We start from the raw sequence: 17,146 nt of genomic DNA, 5'->3' as shown, positions 1-17,146 counted from the left end.
AATTGATTCCCAAAGAGATCATTAGAAAAGCCTTAGATGAAGGTAGGACCAAGCTATTAGAGCATGAAGCTTTCCAAGTGATCAAGTACTATGGTATTAAATCGCCTGAAGTAGTCGTGGTTAATAGTGGTGAGGAAGCAAAAGAGTTAGCACCTAAGATAGGATTCCCCATTGCCTTAAAAATAGTCTCTCCAGACATTTCTCACAAAAGCGATGTGGGAGGAGTCAGGCTTGGCTTGAAAACTCCGGAGGAAGTTGCTAAAGCAGTGGATGAAATGTTCAGAACCGTTAGGTCGAGAGCTCCTAATGCAAGGCTGGTCGGAGTGTTAATGTACAACATGGCTCCCCAGGGGCTTGAAGTAATTATCGGGGGAGTAAGGGATGGAATATTTGGCCCCGTCGTAATGTTTGGGCTAGGAGGAATATTCGTCGAAGTATTGAAAGACGTCTCCTTTAGAGTATCACCAGTCAAGATGGAAGATGCGCTTGAAATGTTAAGGGAGATTAAGTCCTACAAGATATTAGACGGCTATAGGGGTCAACCCCCTGTCAATAAGGATGCAATAGCCGACATGATCATTAAGACTTCAAGACTTCTCGAGGACAATGAAGAGGTAGAATCAATAGATTTAAACCCAGTCATGGCATATCCAGACTCCGCAATAGCTGTCGACGCCAGGATCATATTGAAGAAAACATAGTGGATGGGTAGTTAAATGGAGAGCACTGAGTTAAAATTACAAATCGAAGGATTGACTAATGAGTTGAACCTAGTTAGAGAGCAGATAAAAGGGGCTAAAGAAGAAAGAGCAAAAATCATTGATGAGCTGAAGAATCTTAGGTCGGAAAGAGCTAAGTTGTTGAACGATTTACCAAGCATTAGGGAAAAATATAAATCAATAGTTTCTAAGAGACGAGAGCTGATTGAAGAGTACAAAAAGCTTAGCAACGAGAAGAAGTCAAGGCTGGCTGAACTCAAAGAGTTGAAGGAATTGCTTTTGGCAAAGAACAATCAGATTCGTGAAATGGAGAAGGAGGCTAGAACTCCTACGGCGATACTGAGGGAAGAAATCAATCGTTTAGAGTGGCAGCTTCAGACTCGGGTACTGACGCTTGAAGAAGAGAACAGGATCATAAGCAAGATTAAAAGATTGAAAGAGCTCCTTGACAAGGCTGAAGCCTTGAGAAGGGAGAGGAATAGCACGCTCGAGATGAAAGCACTATTGTCTAGTATAAGGATTCAAGTTGAAGATTTAACCAAGAAGATGAAGCTTCTAAGAGATGAGATAAACAAGTTGACGCAAGAAAAAGACACGTTGAAGTCTAAAATAGATGAGATTATCAAAAGAAATCTCGAGCTGAAATCACTGATTAACGAGAAGCAGGAGAGAGTTAACAAACTATCTGCGCTGATAGACGAATACTTCAAGAAGCAAGCGGATTTGAGGGAAAAAATCAGTCAGCTTCAGAAAGAGTTGGAGAAGAGTAAAGTCACACGAATAATCGATTTAAAGAAGCAAGAAATTATGGAGAAGCTCAAGCGGGGCGGTAAACTCACTATCGAGGAGTTGAAGATACTCTACGGAGAACCCGACGACCTGATATCAGAATAACCTGTTAACTTAGAGTCTATCTTCCAAATCTTCTTTCCCTAAATTGATAACTCCTAATTGCTCTCCAAAAATCTATTTTTCTAAATTCTGGCCAGTAGACATCGCAGAAGTATAGTTCACTGTATGCTGACTGCCACAGTAGAAAGTTGCTTATTCTTTCTTCTCCGCTTGTTCTAATTATCAAGTCAGGGTCGGGGGAATTATTGGTGTACAAGTACTTCCTGAAGTTCTCCTCTGTTAATTCATCTAGTGTGATTTTCCCAGCTACAAGATCCATCAAAATCTTTTTTATAGCATCTAAGATCTCCTGTCTACCTCCGTAACACAGAGCTATGTTTAAACTATAGTTATGGTAGTCTTTCGTCTTTTCCTCTAACTCTCTTATAGCATTTATCAAATCCGCAGGTACTAGGGTGTAATCCCCTATAATCTTCACTTTAACCTTATACTCGTGTATCTCTGGGAGGTCCTTCAACTCCTTCAACCCTTCAAATGCTAGGTTAAAGAGTTTTTCCCTCTCCTGCGGAGGCCTATGCCTGCAATTCTCGGTGCTCATCGCATAGATAGTAACATGTTTAATGCCTAGGTCCCATATCCATCGTAATGTCTCTTTAATCTTCTCATATCCGAAAACGTGTCCCTCAGAAGGATCTAGCCCAACTCTCTTAGCCCACCTCCTATTGCCATCAGGTATGATCCCCACGTGGTTTGGAAAAGGGCCATTCTTTATCTGTAGCCACAGCCACTTCTCATAGATCTTGTAGAAAGGCCTTAGGAATCTATTGCCAGTTTTCAAGGTCAGCGCTTCTATTCTCTCTCTGCTCGTCTTCAAATCAGCATCATCTCATATCCATAATAATGTAACCAGTTATATTAAGGTTCATAACTTCAAGAAGAGAATATTTAAAAATGAATAATCATCTCATTTTCTTTAATAGTGCTTAAGGGGTTGGAAACATGTCGTTTTACCAAGGCAACGACTTGAGAAAGCCAACTGGTGGAGTGAAAGGTGTTCACAAAGGCAAGAGAAAATACGAGCTGGGTTCCCCGCCTACTTCAACCGTTCTTGCCGACAAGGAGGAGATAAAGATCGTTCGTACCAGAGGTGGAAATAGAAAAGTGAGGGTGAAGAAGGCCTTATACGTGAACGTCTATCTACCTGAGGAGAAGTCGTGCCGCAAAGTAAAGATAATGAGCGTTGTGGAAACGCCATCAAACCCGCAGAACGCTAGGTTTCAAATTATTTCAAAAGGCACAGTAGTTAAAACGGAGCTGGGGCTTGTTAAAATCACGTCAAGGCCCGGGCAAGACGGAGTATTGAATGGAGTATTGTTGAAGCGTTAGCTCTTATTGGTGGTTTTTTGAGCCGAGAATATAGGGGAAGAAAAGTAGTTGTTTATCCATCATATTTAGACTCAAGCCTCACGAGAAAACAGGGCCGCAGAATCCCGGCTTCACTGAGTGTTCCGTCACCCTCGATCGAAGAGATTTTTCAAGCAGCATTAAAACTGGGTTTAAACCCGGTTCTTGAGAAGGATAAGGCATACCCTGGGCAATGGTGGGTTAAGGGCAGAGTGTTAGTAGATAAGAATGCTGAGAAGCATAATCTCCTCATCAGAATTGCAAAGGAGATTAAGGAAAATAGGTCAAGAAAACCGTTGAAATAATATCTATAGTATTATGGTGAAATTTAAGATAATGATTAAATTTTGATGTATTCGGGTAATTTTGTATTAAAAAGGTATTATTGGCGAGACTCCTTTTAAGCATAAGAGTCAAAGGATATATTACAGCAGTATTACCCGGTCCTGGGTGATTAAAATGAAGAAGCTTGGCCGTGTTCACCAAGTAACGCGCGATGGCAACGTGATTTTAGTGAGCGAAGTCGCAGATGCTTCGAAGACACTGGGTTTTTCAGTGTATGATGAAAACATGAGGAGGGTTGGCAGAGTCGTTGACATCATCGGCAGGGTGGAGGATCCACGAATAGTAGTAAAGCTTGAGAATCCGGAGGTGGTAGCGTCAATCCATCCCGGCTCATTCTACTATTTTCAACCTCCAGTTGAGCGCAAGCCCCGGCGCGCAGGGAGGAGAACCAGGAGGTGACATAGCGTGAAGATAGCGTGCAAGTCTTGTGGATCAACTCATATAGTATTCGATGAAAACTTAAACGCGTTTATCTGCACTAGTTGTGGGGTAGTCCTGGATGAAAAGCCGGTTTACAGTGGTTTCGAGTCGACAGGAAGAACCGATTCCACGCCAAGATACAGCGGAGCATTCACGAACCGTGTTCACGATCACGGTGTTGGTGGCACCGAGATCTCTGGGAATATCATAACGCATGTTAAGTCGGGAAGGACGTGGGCAGCTAAGCACTATGATATAAGAGTTGACAAGTCCAGTAGAATAGTAAAGAAAGGATTAACCGAGCTTAATGAATTGATCAAGATCCTAAAACCACCTTCAAGCGTGCAGGAGACTGCGGCAGACTTAACTAGTCAAACAGTGAAAGGTATGAACTATAAAGAAAAAACGTTAAGACGGATCGCGGCGGCGGCCTTATACCTGGCATACAAGATCCACAATCAGCCCAAAGTAGCGAGAGCTTTCGCACAGGAAGTTGGTATTACAATGGATGATTTATGGGAAGGTATTAGGAAGATAAGGGAAAGCGTTAAAGACTTCAAAATAGAGCCTCAGAAGTATGATCCGAGGACTTATGTTACAGTTATTGTTAAAAAACTTGCTCTTCCGGCCGAAGTTGAGGTCCTGGCCAACAAGCTACTATCCGCCACCGAGGAAACATATTTAAGCGGAAAGAGCCCTGCAAGCCTTGCTGCCGCCTCGGTCTATTTAGCCAGCGTCATCTCTAATAATAAGAGGAATCAGTTGGAGGTAGGAAGCTCAGTGGGTTTAACGGATGTTGCTGTGAGAAATGCCTATGACGCAATAGTCAAGAACACGTATATAGACATTATAATGTAGCTTTTAAAGGTCCATCCTAACATTATTTCAGAGCTTGAAATCCCAGATTATGAGAGAGCAGAGCTAGCCGTTCTTCAGCAATACTTGCTATGGCAATAATAGTCACAGAGGGGTGAAGACTGTTAAAATACTGGATGGAAAGGCTTATTTGAATTTAAAACATAAGCGATTAATCGTGGTTAACTCATGATACGCCATGGAAAAACATCGGGATCGTTTCAGAGGTCCGCACTATTGTTGTTACTATTCTTGATCATTTCATACGCGATTTTTCAACCTATAATTTTAACCGCGGATGTTCAAGTTCCGGTTGACTGCGAGGAATTCTTTTTCCTCAACGCTATATGGATTAGTTTTTCAAATAATACCGAGACATTGTATCTAGAGTCGCCGTCAAACTTTACCCTGGGCTCAACTATTAATCAAACCGTGGAGACACTTTACACTAAGAATGTCGTGTTCAACTCTACAGTCAGTGGATTCGAGTTTAATGTTGCAAAAGGCGAGGGGGCCTACGCGTATTTAGTCAACAAAATACGGATTTGCTATCCTCGGCCGGGCTGGATGGAAACCCTGATTATTAAAGCTTTATCCAACGTATCCTACCAGCCTACGTCTTGGAGCGATTTCCCCAGTGAAGTCGTTAACAAGTATGTAAGACCGCAGAACTCCGCTGTTGTTAACATAGTTGTTCCCCAGTTCGAGGCATGGTTCCAACGAACTTATGGGATCCCCGTTGCAAATGCTAGCGCGGTAGGCCTTGCGGCGGCGGCAGCGTGGTTTATTTACATGGAGTTCATAGAGTATGATGCTAGTGCGGAACCACGGAGCATTGAACAGGTTGTTCAATCCCGCCGGGGAGATTGCGATGACATGTCAAGGATTCTCGTCGAAATTTTAAACTACTACGGGATCCCGGCAACAATAGGATATGGATATGTATATATCAGTGATGAAAGATTTTCGAGGTATGTAATGCCTGTTGAAAACGTAACCTACATTTTCAGATTTAATGGTCCACACGCTTTCACCCTGGTATATATTCCAGGGATTGAATGGGTTAGCGTCGATTGGTTGGCAGGCTCCCTTTGGCGCTATCCGTTCCTTTTTGAGAGCGAATCAAGAGAAACAGCGGTAAACGAATCAGCGGTTGAGCAAATGCTTGATCTACATAGAAATATTAATGGGTCTCAGCTGATTGCAATCTTTTCGCGTGACGAGTTCATCGATTCGTTTGGATTAGAGTTAAACCAGGAATTTATAGAGGATTTTATCAACCGGACGTTCTCGGGGGAACCCCTCCCCCCTAGTCCACCGGTTACCGAGAACGGCTCCGACGCAAACACATCCACGATAACCAGTTCGGAGGAGAGATTTTTGAGCGAGCAGGAGTCGAGGCGAGCCGGAAGTGAAATTATATCTACTAGCACGATCTTATTTTTACTCTCCATCACAGGAGTTGCTGTTCTAACTGTGGCATACTTTTTAAGGAGAAAGACAGGGGGCTATTACACGAGGGGTGGATTGTTTAAATATATTACGGTTTAATTTCCATAATATTAATTAAAAGTAGGCTCAGTGAGTCAGAAATGACCTCTCAACTAGATTACGAGTTAAGTGATGAGGATTTGAGGATACTACGTCACATATTGAGAAACTCTGACAAACCTCTATATCAGAGCGAGATTTGGAAGGAACTTAAACTAGACAGTAGAGCTGCTTCGAGAAGTTTACAGAAACTGGAGTCTATTGGAATCATCAGGAGAAAGGAGGCTGTGGTAAATGGGCGAAAGACCTTCCTTATTGAACCGGATATTGAGAAGATAAATCAGGTACTGGTGGCTCGTAAATCAGCCAAAAGTGAGAGCGGTCTCGAAGAAGTATTGGATGTTGTGTGCGTAAGTTGCCCGTTCATATACAGGTGCTACCAGGGAGGATACTATGATCCTACAACATGCACATGGCTATCAGATTATATTAGAAAACTTGTTAGAGAGTTGGGGCCTCAGCTAAAGGCTCTCTAGTATTTTGACCGCTTCTAGGAAGTCCCCATCTATTCTAATGCCTCTCGGGTCGAAATGCGTTCTGGATACTCTAAATCCATGGTCTTGTAAGGCCTCAATAATCCTCTCGATTGGAGGCATGTTCTTTTTGACTCTGGAATATATTTTGTCGAGCCTGACGTACGGGTTTTCAACTCTTGATTCATCGTTTAGCGTTTTCAGTAGCTTGATCGTTTGCCTCTGAAGCCATGGATATTTTGTGGAATTAATGATCATATCGTTGATCACCTCGGTTGAAAAAATGTTGCACTTCCACAAGGGTCCAACTAAGACGACTCCTTCTTTCTCGAGTTCCATCGTTCCCACTTCATTATCAATGAATCCTCTTTCAAGCGTCTTGGGGGAATACCATATATAGCCTATGCATTTGTTGAGAGTAGCGAGAGAGGGCGAAGCGCCCCGCTCCGTTTCAAATATAACTCTGTAATAGTGCCGGTATTGGAATGATACCACAGGCTTTACGGCAACATCGTGAGCGGCTCCTCTAAGAGCCACGTTGGATATCAAGACGCGTATACCCAACTCCTTGTTGAAGTCCACGTCAACGCACTTGTGCCAGTACCTTCTAAGCATTTTGGCCCTATTGCTACATGTTAAGGGCGCGGTATCTGTGGCTGAGATCCCTAGCGATGCCTTCTTGGCGAGTGGTTTAAACGCTGAATCAAGGTAGGGAACGGGTGAGCCGTATGGATCAACATCTACGTAGTCGAACGGAATCCCGGTGAAGGTGAGCATATTTAAAAGGGCATTTGCCTCCTGATTGAAGGCTTGAACTCTTTGTTGAAGATTGTTAATGGCGATGTTCCTTTTAATATAGTAGTAAGCCCTAGGATCTACATCGTTGACTATGCCTTCGCCGTTTGCCTCTAACGATATCCTAATACCCCGTACTCCAGTCCCTGCCAAAGCGTCTATGAATGTTGAACCGTTCTTAAATCTTGTGGAGAGATATAAAACCGTGACGTCTCTCCCGAGAACGGCTTCTGGATTGTAGAAAACGGGCATCCATGCTGGTTCAAACCTTCCATCCGACCTGATGTAGTATTTCAAACGTGGAACAATTACTCTGGCAAGTCCTTCGCTAATTACTTCCTCGCTTTCCTGAAATATCATACTTAAACCCTCTTTAGTGAAGCATACGCCTCTTCAAAGACTTTATCCCGTAAGATCTCTCTGTTTGAAACTGTTACATTAAACCACTTCCCGTTGTTAAGTTTCGATAGGATTTCTGAATCGCTCATTCTCTCGTGGACTACCAGGATTTTCACTGTATTTTTCGCTAATATTTTGAGAAGCAATGGCTTAAATACTGGTATTTTCAGCTCCATGGGTCCAACTTCATCAATACCTATAATACCGTTAGCTTCTATTGCTGTTTTCAAAGATTTCTCGATTAATGCTGAGGCTTCCTCGACCAACACTCCATAAGACCCCACTTTGACCGGCGAGTTAACGCCTTTTTTGGCTAACCAGGACTCTTCACCAGTGGACAAGTCTACTATCTTAAACCCCAGTCTGACGCCTCCATCCCTGACTTCTGGAGTGCGAAAGCCATATACCATGAACCCTTTCTCTCTCAACTTGTTAATAACATGCATGAAAAGAGTAGACTTTCCAACCCCAGGTCGTCCGGTTATCACGATATTCATTTTTACTCCGCACTGAGTATCATGCAATTTTCTTAATTAATTTTTCAAGTTCCTTCAACCCATCCTTCTCCTTCAACACTATTAAGAGGGATTCCGTTAGGTTGGCCATTTCTTCTGCTTCATCTAATTTTCGATGAGACTCCATTGTTTCATCTTGTTTTACGATGCTGAATGTTCTATCACCTTTCAACGCAATATCGACTGGCGTCCTCTTGAATAGAATACCTACATAGTTATACCTTGAGAGAATATTTGTAAGCTCTCGATCCAAGCGTTCTCGATCGCTCTTGATGACTGTTGCATCTTCTTCGCTGACCCTGTCTTTGAGGGGATCGATCTCTTTAAATATGTCTTCTCCAAAATATTCCGCCAACTGTAAAGCCGTGTTCAATGAAACCATCGAGGAGCCCTTCTCATATAGATAAAGAGCTTTACGCGTTAATCCCAAAGCTTCAGCCAGCTCCCCCCTTGAGAGATTCATCTCCATTCTTCTCTCACAGAATTTATGAGGATCCAAGCGTAGAACATACACACCCTTGATATTGTATATCAACGGTTTCTCGTTCTTCACAATATAGTTCTTAAATAGCTCGGGCGAGATCACGTTGACGTTGCCTTTAACATACACAACGTCATCCTCTATATTTCTCCCCTTGTAAGACCTAGAAATTATGATGCTTGAGGCAGAGTATGCGACCGCGGATTTGCGCAGATCTTCGATCTCCAGATTTGTGATTTTATCAGCATCCAGTGCTACTTTTATTAACAATACTTCCTTATCCCTTCTAGCTACTATGTCGATGCTTCGCCTGTCCTCGGGATACGATACTATATGAACGATGTAACCTCCTCTCTTCAACGTACTCAAAACTTCATCAATTAGTTCGTCGAACTCCTTAGAGCCTTTCAAGGCAAACCCTTATACAACTGATTTTTACATATTTGATTAAAAATAATTGTTAAAAACCCATTAAAACATTTCTACTTTCTCCTAGAGTATGTCGCTAGAACCATCGCATGGTCTCTGTCATAAGGTTCTAAGTGGACCACATCAACAATCTCGAAGCCGCGCTCCTTCAGGGTGTTGATCTCTTTCCTGTAAACTTCGCTGGGCTCCTTTGTCACGTCGATACTCCTGGCTTTGATAGCCATCAACAAGTATCCCCCATCCTTTAGGAAGTAATCGGCATTGTCAGCCACTATGGATGCCTGATCCGGCTGGGCTACATCGGCATATAAGCCGTCGACGAGTTCGACTACGTGGCGGTATTGAAACGGTTTCCTAGCGTCAGCGAGTATTGGTATTAAGTTCTTCCTAACATCTGCAACGATCACGAATTCTCTCATGACCCTTGGAGCAAATTCTACCCCGAATACCTTTCCATCAGCTCCTATTATATCGGATACGTGGCTTGCAGTGGTTCCGGAGGCCACTCCAAGGTAAAGGATTTTATGCCCTTCTCTAATCGGCATCTCAGAAATACCATTTCCTAAGGCGCCGGCCAGTTTGCTCCTATACATGTTCCACTCCCGGTATTCTACGTTTTCATACCTGAAGAGTTTCTCACCATAAACCCTGTGACCCGGTACTAAGTTTCTAGTGGCGAGTCTCACGCTTCCATCATCCATTTCCACAATGAAGACTCCATAGTATTTTCCATGAGGTTTAATACTAACTACTTCACTCAAGTTGCTCACCTCCTCCACTTCTTCTTAGGTTTGGGTTTAGGCTTTTCTTCCTCCTTCTTAACAGGTGGTTTAGCGTATAGCTTTTTAATCTCTTCTATCCTCTCATCAATCTCTTTCACTAACCTATCACCGATAAATCTACCACTGAAAAAGTCTATCTTTGCAGCTATTGCTAGCTTAGCTGCAACCGTCCTCGCGATCTTACCTCTCTGCCACTTTGGGCTCTTGTGAATTGCAGGATACTGGAACAGAACACCGTGTTTAGGAGGCTTACCGCCTGTTCTCAAAGCTCTGAACAATGCTTTCTCAGCTCCTAATACCTGGATAGTGCTGGCCGGGAGCTTGGCGAGCCTTTCTAACCCTCCAGCAATGCTCATTAACCTTGCTCCTAGTTTTGCGCCAACAATGGATGTAATATTGGGGGCCACCTCCTTCATTACTACTTCGATATATCCATCTAAAGTGTCCCTCAACTTATACAACTCGAGTACTATGTTTGCAAGAATTCTGATGTAGTTTAAATCGAAATCACTCAAATCGGCTCCAATGCTCATCCTGGCTGCCTCGCTTAACTTCGTGGCCTTCTCCTCGGAATAGCCGAGCCTCCTTAGGTTTTCTTTCGTGAAATTACTTCTATCACCCAGCTCCAGAACCAGCTTCGCATACTCCGGATGCTCCTTTACCAGCTCGTCGAGCTCTGGGAAGTGAATGCTGTACCACTCCCTGAGCCTTGCAATGTAGAGGTTGATGGTTTTATCTATGTCATCTATAGCTCTAATCGCCTGGACAGCTAGGAGATCTCTTTTCTGAGCTTCCCTTCGGAGCTTTCTTCTAGTATATTCCATCATTATCTCGTGGTATTTTAGGTAGTACTCTTCGACTGTTTTGAATAAACCCAATTCTAATGCGATGTTAGGGAGCCTCCCGCGCACTTCTAGGAATAACTCCCTCTTTGAGGAGATGATTGGTGTCAAGCCATGGTTTGAAACATGTCTTGCCGTCGTCAGATGCTCTACCTCTACTTCTGAGAAACCCGCTTCTTTTAGCTTGCTAAGGGCCTCGATTAACTGAGGGGTATCCTCACCGTTTTCAATTCTTAAAAGATATTCAACGTGGTCATCAATGGAGCTTGGGGCTGGGATGCTTATTATCGGCTTTTTATCATCATTGAAAGCTAGTACTCCAATAAATGTTTCAGCAAGATAGGCTTTTGCCATTACTTTCACCGAGGTATCATTGTTTTATATTATTTAAAGAATATTTAAATATCCCTTAAAACCGTAGAAAACTCGATAGAAAGAAAATAAGGTGTGTTAATATGCCAACACACGGTTCGCTTACAAAAGCAGGGAAAGTCAGGAACGCAACCCCTAAGATACCTCCAAAGCAGAAGAAAAACAAGCCTCCGAGAGTTAGAAATAGAGTAGAGTATGTTAGAAGGATTTTAAACCCTCCTAAACAACAATAATGCTTTTATACCGCTAGTTTTCCAAAATATACATGTTCTCGTGGTGGGTTATAATATGAAGGCAAAGTTAATACTATTGATAGTTGTATTAATGATCGGCTTCGTTGCATTTGCCCCTCCTGAAGCCGAATACATGCCTGAGGGAGCGAGGTTCCCATACCCGACGTTCCCGCTACTGCCGCCGCTGGTAGCCATCTTCTTGGCTATCTATACTCAGCAAGTACTACCAGCATTATTTGCGGGCATTTGGATAGCGGCTTTAATGGTTCATGGATACAACCCCCTCATGGCGATAATGGAGACTTGGAAATGGATTGTCTCCAGCGTCACTGATTCTTGGAACGCTACAATACTGCTTTTCGACTTCATAATAGGAGCGATGGTAGCTATTTTATACGTGTCAGGCTCTATGCACTCGCTCGCAGAGGTAATTGGACGCCGGATTAGATCGGCGAGGAGCGCATCCATCATGACGTCGCTTCTAGGATTATTTGTCTTCTTTGATGACTACTCTAACACCATCGTGGTAGGGAACTCGATGAGGCCGCTTACAGATAAGCATAGAGTGAGCAGGGAACTCTTAAGCTACATAGTTGACTCCACAGCGGCTCCCGTCGCCGGATTAATGCTTGTGTCTACGTGGATCGGATACGAGGTTGCCCAAATCAATGGAGCGTTCGATGTGTTGCGTAGTCAGTTCGAGGATGGTCTGGTATCGGCGGCTCCAGATGTATCTGCTTACGCGCTCTGGTTGAGCTCAGTGCCATTCCACTTTTACTCGATTCTAGCTCTTGTTTTAGTATTCCTCGTTGCAGCTTCGAGGAGACATTTCGGTCCAATGTTGAAGGCCGAGTATAGGGCTGTGACCGAAGGGAAAGTGTTAAGGGATGGGGCTCAACCCTTAATGCCGACTGAAACAGTACTTGGACAAGTGACAGCCGAGAAAAAAGCATCATACTTGCTGTTTATAGCTTCGATAATAGGGTTGATCGGAATAACCCTGTTAGGCATGTGGTATACGGGAGCATTAGTGATCATTGAAGAAGAAGGGCTTGAAGCCCAATGGTGGACTATCGGTTTCGTGGATGCACTAATGAATGCTGATGCCGCAACGGCCTTGTTATGGGGAAGCTTCACAGGCTTCACGATATCATTTGTTGGGGCACTGCTCTCTAGAGTTATATCGTTTAGAAGAGCCATGGAGTACACCATTAGAGGAATGTACCTTATGGTCTACGCTAATGCGATCCTCGTACTGGCGTGGACTATTAAGACGGCTACGCAAAGCATTGGAACTGCCGACTACGTGGTTGCGCATGCTATAAGCGCTAATGTCCCCGCTACTCTAGTCCCCTTGATAATCTTCCTAGTCTCGATGTTTATTTCGTACACGACTGGAACAAGCTGGGGGACGTTTGCATTAATGATGCCTATAGCGATCCCGCTTGCTTGGAAAATAGCTTTAATACAGTTCAATGATGTAAGCATGGCATACTTACTCTCAGCCGCGTCAGTAGGAGCTGTCTTCGGCGGAGGCATATACGGTGATCATGTCTCGCCCATAAGCGACACTACAATAATGTCCTCGATGTTTAGCGGTAGCGATCACATTGACCACGTTACGACTCAAATGCCTTATGGAACATTCGCGGCTGCAGTATCCCTCGTGCTTTACCTACTGTTCGCTGCAGGGATCTTCAACCCAGTCATATTACTATCGGTAGGAGTCATATCATTAATAGTTGGACACAGATTACTGAACAGGTATTATTCGAGAAAAACAGGGCTTCCAGAAGTACTGCCCGATTACAGTGGATAATTTTTCTTTTTAAACCTTTACTTTCCATAATCTCCCTTGTGAGTTTCCATGGATATTTATCACGGATACACTGGAATGGTTGCTCAAAAACTAAGAGAAGCAGGCGCAGAGCCGGGCGACTTGATTAGAATAGAAAATCCTAACGGAGAATTTTTCACCGGAGTCTTAATGCCTAGGCAGATGCTTTACTCTAATAGACCCATAATTGTGTTGAAATTGTCTAATGGGTATAATGTAGGTATAAGAATAGAAGATTTGAGTAATGTAACCGTAATATCAAAGCGAAAGGGAAGGCAATCAGTCGGGGCACATTCTTCGCGAATAGAAAAGCCGTTTGTCTCCCTCCTGGCAACTGGTGGAACGATTGCTTCGAAGGTGGACTATACTACAGGCGCGGTGACTCCATTATTAGACGCCAATGAATTAATAGAGTGGGCGCCGGAATTACTCGACGTTTCTTTCCTCAACGTGAGAGAGACTATGAAGAAGTTTAGCGAAGACATAACTCCCTCCGACTGGGAAACTATTTCTCGAGAAGTATACCATGAAATGTTAGAAGGCGCAGAGGGCGTCATAGTGGCTCATGGTACAGATATGATGGCATATTCGGCATCAGCCATTGCTTTTGCTATTCAAAACAAGCCAGTTCCAATAGTATTCGTCGGCTCTCAGAGAAGTAGTGACAGGCCTAGTAGCGACGCGTTCTTCAACTTGTATTCTGCGGTGATAACTGCTTCGAAGGCTCCGTTTGCAGAATCCGTGATCGTCATGCATGGAGAATCCTCGGATACTTATTCCCTTGTTCACAGAGGTGTGAAAACCAGGAAAATGCATACAAGTAGGCGAGACGCTTTTCAATCAGTGAATGATAAGCCGATAGCAATTGTCTACCCTGCCAGGAAGGAGGTCAGGGTAGTTGGAAGAGTTTTCGAACCAAGAGATTCAAACAAGACCCCGATTTTGAAGAACAAGTTTGACGATAAAGTAGCCCTTGTGAAAGCTTACCCTGGTTTTCAGGAAGAAATAATCGAGTTTCTAGTCGACCGTGGTTATCATGGAATAGTTATTGAGGGTAGCGGATTAGGGCACATCTCTAATTCCTTAGTGGACTCTATTAGAAGGGCTGTCGAGAGCGAGATACCCGTGGTTATGACCAGTCAATGCTTGTTTGGAAGAGTTAATTTAAACGTGTATAGTACTGGCAGGCGGCTTTTGCAGGTAGGTGTTATACCGGGCTCTGACATGCTACCGGAGACGGCATATGTTAAGCTATCATGGATTCTTGGTTCAGTAACCACGAATATGGATGAAGTGAGAAAGCTCATGATGCAGAATATCGCAGGGGAGATTAATCAAAGACACACCATGGACCTTTTCCCGAGGTGGTATCATGAGTAATTTAGATTATGAGGCAATAGGCTTAAGAATTGGACTCGAGATTCACGTTCAACTAGATACCTTGAGAAAACTATTTTGTCAATGCCCCACTAAACTCCTCGAAGAAGCGCCGAGCCTGCGGATTGAGAGAACGCTCAGGCCCGCTAAAAGCGAAACAGGCGAAGTAGACCCTGCTGCCCTCTTGGAGTGGAAGAAGGAGAGGATGTATGTGTACGAGGCTCCTTCGGAGTCCTCATGCTTGGTGGAAGCTGATGAAGAACCCCCGCACAATTTAGATGAAGAATCGCTTAAACTGGCATTAGCTATAGCCATGGCGTTAAACATGCGTATTGTGGACGAGGTTCATGTTATGAGAAAAATTGTCGTCGACGGGAGCAATGTCAGTGGATTCCAGAGAACAGCGTTGATAGCCTTAAACGGATACATTCTCGATGAAGGTAAGAGAATAGGGATCCAAACTCTTTGCTTAGAGGAAGATGCAGCGAGAAAAATAGTTGAGGAGGAGAACAAGGTAGTTTATAGACTAGATAGGCTGGGAATTCCCTTGGTGGAGATTGCCACAGCACCAGACATCACACATCCCGAGGAAGCTGTAAAGATTGCTTTAAAGCTTGGCCAATTGGTGAGGTTGACTGGCCGCGCCAAGAGGGGTCTAGGAACAATAAGACAGGACCTCAACGTTAGCATCCGCAATGGGGCAAAAGTGGAGATAAAGGGGATTCAGCATTTGTATATGATCTCGCGGGTAGTAGAGTTAGAAGCTCTCAGGCAACTAAGGCTTCTCGAGATCAAAGAAGAGCTCGAAAAGAGGGGGGTAAACTCAGGTGATTTGAAGGATGAAATCGTTGATGTAACCGAAGTTTTCAAGGAGACATCATCAAAAATCATAAGGAAGGCTTTGTCGATGAGAAATGCAGGGGTTTACGCCACCGTTTTGCCAAAATTCAAAGGATTACTGGGTAAAGAGATTCAACCCGGGAGGAGATTTGGCACGGAACTCTCCGACTACGCTAAAGCGTGGGGCGGTGTTGGAGGAATATTCCATACCGATGAACTACCCAATTATGGGATAACAAGCGACGAGGTTAGAAAACTATATGAGAAGATGAAAGCCAACCCTGAAGAAGACGCTATCGTAATAGTAGCAGACCAAACCGAGAAGAGTGTAAACGCTCTAAGAGCGGTAATAGAGAGAGCTAGGCAAGCAATACTCGGAGTCCCTGAGGAGACTAGAGGAGCAAACCCTGATGGCACATCTAAGTACACCAGGCCACGTCCGGGGGCAGCTAGGATGTACCCTGAAACCGACATTCCCACTGTGTATATTACTCAAGAAATCCTCGAGGAAGCCAAAAAACTCGTTCCTGAATCGCCGGATATCAAATTGAAGAGGTTTGTTGAGCATCACGGATTAAGCGAGGAGCTGGCATCTATTCTGATAAGAGATCTAAGACTCGACTTGTATGAATCTCTCGTGGAAAAGTACAAGAAAGAAGTACAACCCTCCGTAATAGCTTCGATACTTGTCAACGTGATCCCCTCCTTGAGAAAAGAAAACATCCCTATTGAAAACATCACGGATGAGATTATTGAAAAAGTAGTTGATCTAATATCGAAAGGAGAGGTTTCGAAAGAAGGTGTTCCAGCAATCCTCAAACAAGCGGCTCTGCAACCCGGGAAAAGTATTGAAGAAATAATAAAGGAACTAGGGTTTACTAAACTGACTATTCAAGATTTGGAGAGAATAATTGACGAGATTATCATGAATAATAGAGAAAAGTTGCTTGCAAAGAGGGAGAAAGCTTTTGCAATAGTAATGAGCGAGACAATGAAACTAGTGAAAGGAAGAATCGACGGTGCCGTCGTCGCTGAAAATGTTAAAAGGATGCTTAGAGAAAGACTTAACATTGAGTAGCGATGAGGAATACTCCCGACGATGAGAGGTGATTACAAGGCATTTGTCCGAGCACGTATGCTCATAGTTTTTTATCTTCATGATGAATATCCCCGGTGTGAGCATAAGCAATGAGCTTTAAACGAGCGTGCTGATTCAAGGATGTTGAACCTTGGCCGCGTCTGAACCTTAGGTGGTGAAGAAAATGGTAGCCACTGAATCAGAGGTTGTTGAGTGGATTAGAGATTTTCTGAAAAATAGGGTTGCAGGAAAGAAAGTCGTTGAAAAACGTATAAGTGAACGAGACCTTACAGGAGGACTACACGAGTTCGTACTCTTCAGAATATTCGGAGACGATGAGGTTTTGCTTGTAAAAATTGGTGAGGACTCCCTTAAGCTAACCTACTCCACGGCCACTCTAAAGTCGGATAGAGTAGATGAGTTGGAGAGTCGGGGCTTTTTAGTGGAAAAAGAAGGTGATTATTACAAGGCCCACATAAAGCTTTCAATATCTGAATTAAAACAAGAGTATGTCAATGTACTATTAGCATCCTGTATTGGATGAATC

At 43.6% G+C, this 17,146-nt stretch carries 19 protein-coding genes; 13 read left to right on the top strand and 6 right to left on the bottom strand.

Features of this window, described 5'->3' with window-relative positions:
* Positions 1 to 2 precede the first annotated feature (2 nt).
* A complete protein-coding gene (locus QXH45_05065; GenBank protein MEM2078620.1) occupies positions 3 to 701 on the top strand; it encodes an acetate--CoA ligase family protein in 699 nt (232 codons plus the stop codon).
* 15 nt (positions 702 to 716) lie between these two features.
* Positions 717 to 1,613, top strand: coding sequence for an ATP-binding protein (locus QXH45_05060; protein MEM2078619.1), 897 nt, complete (start codon positions 717 to 719; stop codon positions 1,611 to 1,613).
* Positions 1,614 to 1,629: 16 nt separating this feature from the next.
* Here QXH45_05060 and uppS read toward each other — a convergent pair whose 3' ends face one another.
* A complete protein-coding gene (uppS, locus tag QXH45_05055) occupies positions 1,630 to 2,445 on the bottom strand; it encodes a polyprenyl diphosphate synthase (protein ID MEM2078618.1) in 816 nt (271 codons plus the stop codon).
* Between the two features lie 125 nt (positions 2,446 to 2,570).
* On the opposite strand from uppS, the gene QXH45_05050 reads away from it, so the two are divergent.
* From QXH45_05050 to QXH45_05025, 6 genes are all read left to right on the top strand, one after another.
* Positions 2,571 to 2,957 carry a 30S ribosomal protein S8e gene (locus QXH45_05050; GenBank protein MEM2078617.1) on the top strand — a complete coding sequence of 129 codons (387 nt, stop codon included), beginning with the start codon at positions 2,571 to 2,573 and terminating at the stop codon, positions 2,955 to 2,957.
* A gap of 17 nt (positions 2,958 to 2,974) precedes the next feature.
* On the top strand, positions 2,975 to 3,280 hold the full coding sequence (locus tag QXH45_05045) for a signal recognition particle protein Srp19 (protein MEM2078616.1): 306 nt from the start codon (positions 2,975 to 2,977) through the stop codon (positions 3,278 to 3,280).
* 154 nt (positions 3,281 to 3,434) lie between these two features.
* Positions 3,435 to 3,719, top strand: coding sequence for an RNA-binding protein (locus QXH45_05040; GenBank protein ID MEM2078615.1), 285 nt, complete (start codon positions 3,435 to 3,437; stop codon positions 3,717 to 3,719).
* A gap of 6 nt (positions 3,720 to 3,725) precedes the next feature.
* Complete coding sequence (locus tag QXH45_05035) at positions 3,726 to 4,598, top strand: transcription initiation factor IIB family protein (protein ID MEM2078614.1); 873 nt, start codon at positions 3,726 to 3,728, stop codon at positions 4,596 to 4,598.
* A gap of 234 nt (positions 4,599 to 4,832) precedes the next feature.
* Entirely contained in the window at positions 4,833 to 6,146 is a 1,314-nt protein-coding gene (locus QXH45_05030) for a transglutaminase-like domain-containing protein (protein MEM2078613.1), read from the top strand.
* Between the two features lie 41 nt (positions 6,147 to 6,187).
* A complete protein-coding gene (locus QXH45_05025; protein ID MEM2078612.1) occupies positions 6,188 to 6,622 on the top strand; it encodes an Lrp/AsnC family transcriptional regulator in 435 nt (144 codons plus the stop codon).
* Here the strand turns inward: QXH45_05025 and QXH45_05020 are convergent.
* The 5 genes from QXH45_05020 to QXH45_05000 form a co-directional block, all read right to left on the bottom strand.
* Entirely contained in the window at positions 6,608 to 7,774 is a 1,167-nt protein-coding gene (locus QXH45_05020; GenBank protein ID MEM2078611.1) for a tRNA (guanine(26)-N(2))-dimethyltransferase, read from the bottom strand. The two genes, QXH45_05025 and QXH45_05020, sit on opposite strands and share 15 nt — an antisense overlap.
* 2 nt (positions 7,775 to 7,776) lie before the next feature.
* Positions 7,777 to 8,310, bottom strand: a complete 534-nt coding sequence (locus QXH45_05015; protein MEM2078610.1) for an NTPase — start codon at positions 8,308 to 8,310, stop codon at positions 7,777 to 7,779.
* Positions 8,311 to 8,329: 19 nt separating this feature from the next.
* On the bottom strand, positions 8,330 to 9,220 hold the full coding sequence (locus QXH45_05010; protein MEM2078609.1) for a helix-turn-helix domain-containing protein: 891 nt from the start codon (positions 9,218 to 9,220) through the stop codon (positions 8,330 to 8,332).
* 71 nt (positions 9,221 to 9,291) lie between these two features.
* On the bottom strand, positions 9,292 to 9,999 hold the full coding sequence (locus QXH45_05005; GenBank protein ID MEM2078608.1) for a fibrillarin-like rRNA/tRNA 2'-O-methyltransferase: 708 nt from the start codon (positions 9,997 to 9,999) through the stop codon (positions 9,292 to 9,294).
* 5 nt (positions 10,000 to 10,004) lie between these two features.
* The gene (locus tag QXH45_05000; GenBank protein MEM2078607.1) at positions 10,005 to 11,216 is read right to left on the bottom strand and encodes a C/D box methylation guide ribonucleoprotein complex aNOP56 subunit; all 1,212 of its coding nucleotides are present in this window, start codon (positions 11,214 to 11,216) and stop codon (positions 10,005 to 10,007) included.
* Between the two features lie 101 nt (positions 11,217 to 11,317).
* On the opposite strand from QXH45_05000, the gene QXH45_04995 reads away from it, so the two are divergent.
* The 5 genes from QXH45_04995 (at position 11,318) to QXH45_04975 (ending at position 17,143) form a co-directional block, all read left to right on the top strand.
* Positions 11,318 to 11,467 carry a 30S ribosomal protein S30e gene (locus QXH45_04995; GenBank protein ID MEM2078606.1) on the top strand — a complete coding sequence of 50 codons (150 nt, stop codon included), beginning with the start codon at positions 11,318 to 11,320 and terminating at the stop codon, positions 11,465 to 11,467.
* Between the two features lie 55 nt (positions 11,468 to 11,522).
* On the top strand, positions 11,523 to 13,286 hold the full coding sequence (locus QXH45_04990; GenBank protein ID MEM2078605.1) for a Na+/H+ antiporter NhaC family protein: 1,764 nt from the start codon (positions 11,523 to 11,525) through the stop codon (positions 13,284 to 13,286).
* A 48-nt stretch (positions 13,287 to 13,334) separates the two neighbouring features.
* Positions 13,335 to 14,684: a Glu-tRNA(Gln) amidotransferase subunit GatD gene (gene gatD / locus QXH45_04985; protein ID MEM2078604.1), complete on the top strand. Its 1,350-nt coding sequence runs from the start codon at positions 13,335 to 13,337 to the stop codon at positions 14,682 to 14,684.
* Positions 14,677 to 16,599, top strand: coding sequence for a Glu-tRNA(Gln) amidotransferase subunit GatE (gene gatE, locus QXH45_04980; protein MEM2078603.1), 1,923 nt, complete (start codon positions 14,677 to 14,679; stop codon positions 16,597 to 16,599). The genes gatD and gatE overlap by 8 nt, the downstream gene beginning before the upstream one ends.
* Before the next feature lie 184 nt (positions 16,600 to 16,783).
* Positions 16,784 to 17,143 carry a hypothetical protein gene (locus QXH45_04975; GenBank protein MEM2078602.1) on the top strand — a complete coding sequence of 120 codons (360 nt, stop codon included), beginning with the start codon at positions 16,784 to 16,786 and terminating at the stop codon, positions 17,141 to 17,143.
* Positions 17,144 to 17,146: the final 3 nt, after the last annotated feature.

Source organism: Thermosphaera sp., assembly GCA_038827615.1.
In the GTDB taxonomy this organism is placed as follows: Archaea; Thermoproteota; Thermoprotei_A; order Sulfolobales; family Desulfurococcaceae; genus Thermosphaera.
Note: the sequence above shows the minus strand (reverse complement) of the source record. Positions and strands in the feature narration are given on the sequence as shown.

What these genes read in the sequence shown, in the direction of transcription:
- QXH45_05060 (MEM2078619.1), top strand. Translation starts at nt 717, where the DNA reads ATGGAGAGCACTGAGTTAAAATTACAAATCGAAGGATTGACTAATGAG.
- gatE (MEM2078603.1), top strand. Translation starts at nt 14,677, where the DNA reads ATGAGTAATTTAGATTATGAGGCAATAGGCTTAAGAATTGGACTCGAG.
- QXH45_05015 (MEM2078610.1), bottom strand. Translation starts at nt 8,310, where the DNA reads ATGAATATCGTGATAACCGGACGACCTGGGGTTGGAAAGTCTACTCTT.
- QXH45_05025 (MEM2078612.1), top strand. Translation starts at nt 6,188, where the DNA reads ATGACCTCTCAACTAGATTACGAGTTAAGTGATGAGGATTTGAGGATA.
- QXH45_04995 (MEM2078606.1), top strand. Translation starts at nt 11,318, where the DNA reads ATGCCAACACACGGTTCGCTTACAAAAGCAGGGAAAGTCAGGAACGCA.
- QXH45_05040 (MEM2078615.1), top strand. Translation starts at nt 3,435, where the DNA reads ATGAAGAAGCTTGGCCGTGTTCACCAAGTAACGCGCGATGGCAACGTG.
- QXH45_05020 (MEM2078611.1), bottom strand. Translation starts at nt 7,774, where the DNA reads ATGATATTTCAGGAAAGCGAGGAAGTAATTAGCGAAGGACTTGCCAGA.
- QXH45_04990 (MEM2078605.1), top strand. Translation starts at nt 11,523, where the DNA reads ATGAAGGCAAAGTTAATACTATTGATAGTTGTATTAATGATCGGCTTC.
- QXH45_05000 (MEM2078607.1), bottom strand. Translation starts at nt 11,216, where the DNA reads ATGGCAAAAGCCTATCTTGCTGAAACATTTATTGGAGTACTAGCTTTC.
- QXH45_05050 (MEM2078617.1), top strand. Translation starts at nt 2,571, where the DNA reads ATGTCGTTTTACCAAGGCAACGACTTGAGAAAGCCAACTGGTGGAGTG.
- gatD (MEM2078604.1), top strand. Translation starts at nt 13,335, where the DNA reads ATGGATATTTATCACGGATACACTGGAATGGTTGCTCAAAAACTAAGA.
- QXH45_04975 (MEM2078602.1), top strand. Translation starts at nt 16,784, where the DNA reads ATGGTAGCCACTGAATCAGAGGTTGTTGAGTGGATTAGAGATTTTCTG.